The following is a 5,589-nucleotide window of genomic DNA, read 5'->3' on the forward strand; positions in this document are numbered from 1 at the left end:
AGGGGTTAACCAGACCCCTATCCGTAACAACGATATTAATCTTTGAATTAAGAGAAAAAAGCCGACATAGAATAAATAAAACCTCAATCCACAACAACAACCCCGCCGCAGGCGGCGCCGTCCTCTATTTTTTTATTCTTTTAATAGAAATAAGCAGAAGATCATGTATTTCTTCTGCACTTCCCGGCCAGTAACAACATTCCGACAGCCAGGGGTAACATGAATCCCGGAGCTTTTGCAGAATCTTCATTGATGGGGTCTGTCGATACTTCAGCAGACGCGCCATCGTAGTACTCCTCGCTGACGGTTATGTAAGCGGCGGTAAATTCACCTTTTGTGAGCACATCAAAAGAATTCAAATCATCAAATTGGTATACAAAATCTAGTGGTACAGTACCACCAGCCCAATTTTCTGTGGGAACTACTGTCCATTCATAAGTTTTTGTTTCATTTTTTCCTACAATTACACCGGTATATTTGCCCATTTCACTTGTTGAGCCATTGATTATTCTGAAATCTTTTTCATCAATAGTTGTAAGCATCACAGAGACTTCACATCGTTGATAGGGAATTACATCAAATCGAACTTTGAAAGGCTCTCCAATCTTCAAAACTGGCTTGGGTATCTCTGCTCCAGGATACAATTTACCATCGAAATATACGTCAATTTTCCCATAGGAGCTTTCTGCTGACCCAATGATAGGCAAAAGAAGTAGAAATAGAATACAAAATAGAATGATGCATTTATTTTTCATGTTTTAACCTCAGAATTGTATCTCGAAATTATCATAACCGGGTGATTTTTCTTCCCTTCCCCCAATCTTGTCTCCAACTCCTTTAGGTCCAGGTCCTACAACTGTTGCAGCGTAACCATCGAATGAAAAGATAATGGGAAAGTTTCTTCCGAGGAATATGGAACTTCCATCTAAGTTTTTTTGTATCGGATGCTTTACTCTCTGATTATCTCTCACATACGTCTGCGCTTTATGCCCGTAAAATGGGTCAACGATGCATTCATTATCGATATCTGCTACGCTGAAACTTTTGTATCGCCCTTTCACATCATATTCCCAGATGTTCACCGTGCAGACCCAGTTCGGAGGCAGCAGAGGGAGACCTGCGGGCACGCATCTCATAGCGGTTTCCAGTCTTTTTTCCATTTTTTCTGCGGCTTTACCGGTCAGTTTATCTGCTGAATCATCAAGCTTTGCCTGCAGTTCTTTATCGATGTTGGAGAAACATTCATCTATGACCTCGTGGCACACTTCTATAGCCGCACATACTCCGTCAGACACTCCCATCTGCATATCAGCTTCAAGACGCAGCAGAGCAATGTCAACGTCTCCGTTAATTGCATTGCTGTCCATATTCATGTGAGACCTGAGCCTGCTTAAAAGTTCCAGTGCCAGAGTGTCATCCGAGGTCATAGCCACAAGCTGTTCATTAGTGAGGGAATCCAGGTACTGCTGAGCGATCAATTCCACCTGACCCGGACCTATGCATGCTGACAGCTCAGGGTCAGCAGCGACCTGTCTGCTGATCTGCTCAGGAATATCTATGCGAAGCTGATCAGCATAGGCGTTCACAAGCCGGGTCTGGTTATCCTTCAGCAGGCGCATATCTGTGCTCACTCCTGCCTGTGTCAGGTTAATAGCTTCAGTTCCTATCTGCGTGATCACATCATTTACCTGTGAGCTCACTTCAAGGATACTACTGCTCATCTGCTGCGAAACAGCTGTTTTTACCGGATCGGTACATCCTTTCATGATATCTGCAACCTCTCCGCTCACATCCCCGGAAAAGACACATGTATTACGTACTGCCAGAGGATAAATCGTCTTGCCTGTTACCTCGTCTTCCCATACGAACTGCTCCTGCAGGTCAAAGCCCTCATCATGGTACAGGTAATCAGGGTACTGGTCCACCAGCAGGGTCATATTCTCGGTCCAGCTGTATTTACTATGCGGCCAGCCCACCACTTCCATAGTATCGATCACACCCATGTCCTGTGCCAGCGCATTTGTTGCCATGGACAGGGCAGGATTATTGAACAGCAGTTCAGAGGGTGAGAGACCGCCCAGCAGATCGGAAAGTGCAGATCCTGTCCTTTCCGAAAAAGCCTCGTTCATATAGCCATCTAACGAATCTTTTACTTTTGCATTGCTGTCCACAAGCTTCCGCATGGTCTTCTCATAAGCCTCGTTCCTTACGATCATGCGGGCCGCATCACTGGAGGTTGTGAGATCATTTCCAGTGAAATGACCGTCAGCCTGTACATACATCTCTCTTTCATATTCCATTTCAAGAGCCATGTCCTCTGCAGCCTCATAAAAGAGATCTGCTGGATTGCGACCCAGGTTATCACCCATAAGAGAAACTGTACGCGAAGGGCCGGTATCATCCATTGCACGAAGCATGGAGAGCAATTCCTCCGTCATAAGACCAGGGAGCCACATCGGCACATCACATGCAACGGTGTGCCGGGGCATATCAGTGCCATCTTTATAAACACCATATTCTCTTTCTATCTGGCCGATATTCACATAAGCTTCCCTGTACTTATCGGCTGCATCGCTGCAGCAGGTATCTGTCAGTTGCACTCCGCCAACCGTTACTGTGGTATCGCTGAACTCATTTTCAATGGCCTGTTCATAGTCTGCAAGCCCATCATAGGTATTTGTCCTGAAGCATTTATGATAAACAATGGTAATGTTCTCGGTCTCAAGCTCTTTATGCGTTTGTTGTGTGTGATGATCATACGTGCCCAGCCTTTCGTCCTCATGCCTGCTGTCTATGATGCCCATGTGCGTGTATGCATAATCATAATCCAGCTCCCACTGAGAATAGATATCGAACTCCACAATGTACTCGATGTCCCAGTCAAAGGAGTGGGACTCACTATTGAGGAAACCTCCTTCACGTTCCATTTTAAGAAGGGTATCATTTCCTGCATACCTCATTACAGGCGTGACCTTAAGGTTCTCCAGAGAAGTGGACCGATGTTCAAGCCTCGCATTTGTGATCTGCCAGTTGGCAATGTCCAGGTCCGCGATGCTACCGGGTTTCATGATCTTTTCACTGTAACTGATCCTGCTTCGGTTCTCGAAAGAATACCCTTGTACAATAGCCCCTTCATGCCACAGCGATACAAGATATTCGGCATCCCATGTAAGGTGATAGAAAGAAAAGCTCTTTCTCAGACTTACCGCAGCAGGATCAAAGAACGTCTCAACCCGTACATCACGCACCTCAGGCCTGTCATTCACACCAGTCCTTGATATTTCCGGCATGACATCGGCACTGTAGATCGTGCGGGTCACATTGTGTATAAGATCAGGGTCTTCAGGACCCCATATACGGTCATTGAATATCCAGCCATTTTTTATAGCTGCCGTGTAGTTAGAAACTGCCATGGTCACAGAAGCATCGTCCTCTACACTCTGCAAGCTGGTACCCGCATCTTCCATCGAACTATCCATACTTTGTTCCATATCCATATTAAAAGAACCGTTCGTCGCAAATCCGGCATAGACCGTTGAGAGATCACCTTTCTGTGCATCGTAATCAGAAGTATCTCTTTTTATATCATTATACAAAGTTTTCCCATTGTAGTATCCTGTGTACATAAGGGACCAGGGATCCACAGCATCAAAAACACGTTTCTGGCCGTATACCGTGCCTGCATTCACGGAACCTGCAATTGAGGGACCTGTCAGGATGTTCAGTGGTCCTCCTGCGTAATGCTGCCAGGGGCCATAGGTAAAGGAACGCACATTTGATATCCCTAGTACAATATCCGGTGATACCCCAGTATTGAGTTCCCGTTCGTACTCTGCGGTTAGCTGTGCCAGCAACGGTTCCCTGGAATCCACAGGTGTAAAGATATCCATGCTGCCATTCGTCTTTATGCCTGTATCGAGATCAGTGAGCGTGTAGTTGAGGTGCTTTACCGTAAGAGTATAATGAATGACGTAATCCTCATGGTCCTGTGGTATGCTTCTCTTCAGGGTCCCGTTCACTTTACCGATAATTATCTGCTCAGGAGATATGTCCTCGTTCACATCCAGTACATATCTTCCTGTTCTGTGTACACCGTTCCTGTAGTTGTTCTCCATGAGCTCATTGAAACGTGCTGCAACAATATCCTTCATGGGATTTGTACCCACGTGGAACCAGTCAGTGGCCTGTACATCATTGCCAACCCTCAGGACAACGGCCCCAAAACCGTATGAAGCATCTGCTGGTATCTTCAGTTCCTGTACGAATGAAGAAGTCCCCCATAAGCTATGGGACTCGTTGTAGTTGAAGCTCATATTGAAACTGTCGCTCTCATCATATACCGTAAGCACCCTGTCCTTGTTGCTGATAAGAGAAAGCAAGGCTCCCAGGATATTAGAGGGAAGTGACACTTCCACCTGTAAGGTATCTCCCGGTTCCAGGTCTTTATTCAGAGGACGGACCTCATAACCTTCATTGCTCCGTGATCCCACGGAAACAGATTCCGGCTGTATGACAGGATGCTCACCCTGCCACTCTAAAGCCTCCATGCCTGCATAGTTAAGGCATCGCGATATATCCGCACATGCCATGTCAAGGATATCATGCCGCGGATCTGAAACATCACCAGAATATACAATCTCTGCAAGCTGATAGTCCATGCGTGCAAGATCTGCCGCTGTCAGCAATGAGAAAAGCAGGATGAATATACCTATCAATGCAAAAGGAACGTAGGCATCAGTATCAGTGATGAGTGCATTCGGTCCGTTTTTCCATTCCCTTGACATGGTGCTGTCCTGTATAACTTCTTTTCCACGTTAATTACAGTGTAATTATTTAAATATTGTGGTTTTGCACATTCCAGGTAAGTATCGCATCAGAGAAAAGGCTTAAACCCGAAAATAAGAGCATCAATATAAAGAGGAGCACTTGAATAGCACCCATACACAATTATATAACATGTGTTGTATTTTATCCACTATGATCATTGGTGTGCTTGGGCCCAGGGGGTCATATTCGGATAAAGCAGCCCACCTGTGGCTCACGAAAGAACACACTTGTTCCTCTCTGTCAAAAGATATATCCATTAAATATTGCGATGATATCATTGATACTTTTGATTCGATTGTGACCAATACCGCCGATATTGGAATCGTACCTGTGGAGAACTCCATCGAAGGCTCGGTGGGCGTTACCCTGGACCTGCTCATGGAACACGATATCCGGATCATCGGAGAGATCGTTGTGCCCATTGAACACTGTCTGCTGTCCAAAGGAAAACTAGAGGACATAAGGGTGATACTTTCCCATCCCCAGGCACTGGGACAGTGCAGGCAGTTCATCAAGAGTCATTTTCCCCATGCGGAGATACGCACAACAGGCAGCACCTCCCATGCAGCCAAACTTGCCACTGAGTTCGAGGAAATGGCAGCCATCGCATCCAGGGAGTCAGCCACTATGTACGGACTGAACTTACTGCTCTGCAATATTCAGGACTGTAACAGCAATCATACACGTTTCATAGTATTCAGGAAAAAACATGAAGATGATGATCTTGCCTGGAAGACTCCAAAAGGAAGTGAGATCGGAAGA

Annotated in this window: 3 protein-coding genes; 1 reads left to right on the forward strand and 2 read right to left on the reverse strand. The window is 45.8% G+C overall.

Annotated elements, in window-relative coordinates; translation table 11 throughout:
* Window positions 1-161: 161 nt before the first annotated feature.
* Both AB7U21_RS09995 and AB7U21_RS10000 read right to left on the reverse strand, forming a co-directional pair.
* Window positions 162-755, reverse strand: coding sequence for a sarcinarray family MAST domain-containing protein (locus tag AB7U21_RS09995; protein ID WP_428388726.1), 594 nt, complete (start codon window positions 753-755; stop codon window positions 162-164).
* Window positions 756-764: 9 nt separating this feature from the next.
* On the reverse strand, window positions 765-4,784 hold the full coding sequence (locus AB7U21_RS10000) for a DUF7286 family protein (RefSeq protein WP_428388728.1): 4,020 nt from the start codon (window positions 4,782-4,784) through the stop codon (window positions 765-767).
* Between the two features lie 193 nt (window positions 4,785-4,977).
* Here AB7U21_RS10000 and AB7U21_RS10005 point away from each other — a divergent pair.
* The coding region (locus tag AB7U21_RS10005) for a prephenate dehydratase (protein ID WP_428388730.1) at window positions 4,978-5,589 on the forward strand (612 nt) is incomplete at its 3' end.

It is taken from the genome of Methanomethylovorans sp., assembly GCF_050177135.1.
Classification (GTDB): Archaea; Halobacteriota; Methanosarcinia; order Methanosarcinales; family Methanosarcinaceae; genus Methanomethylovorans.

Bases quoted from the DNA above. Each gene is read 5' to 3' on its own strand.
- AB7U21_RS09995 (WP_428388726.1), bottom strand. From the start codon at position 755: ATGAAAAATAAATGCATCATTCTATTTTGTATTCTATTTCTACTTCTT.
- AB7U21_RS10000 (WP_428388728.1), bottom strand. From the start codon at position 4,784: ATGTCAAGGGAATGGAAAAACGGACCGAATGCACTCATCACTGATACT.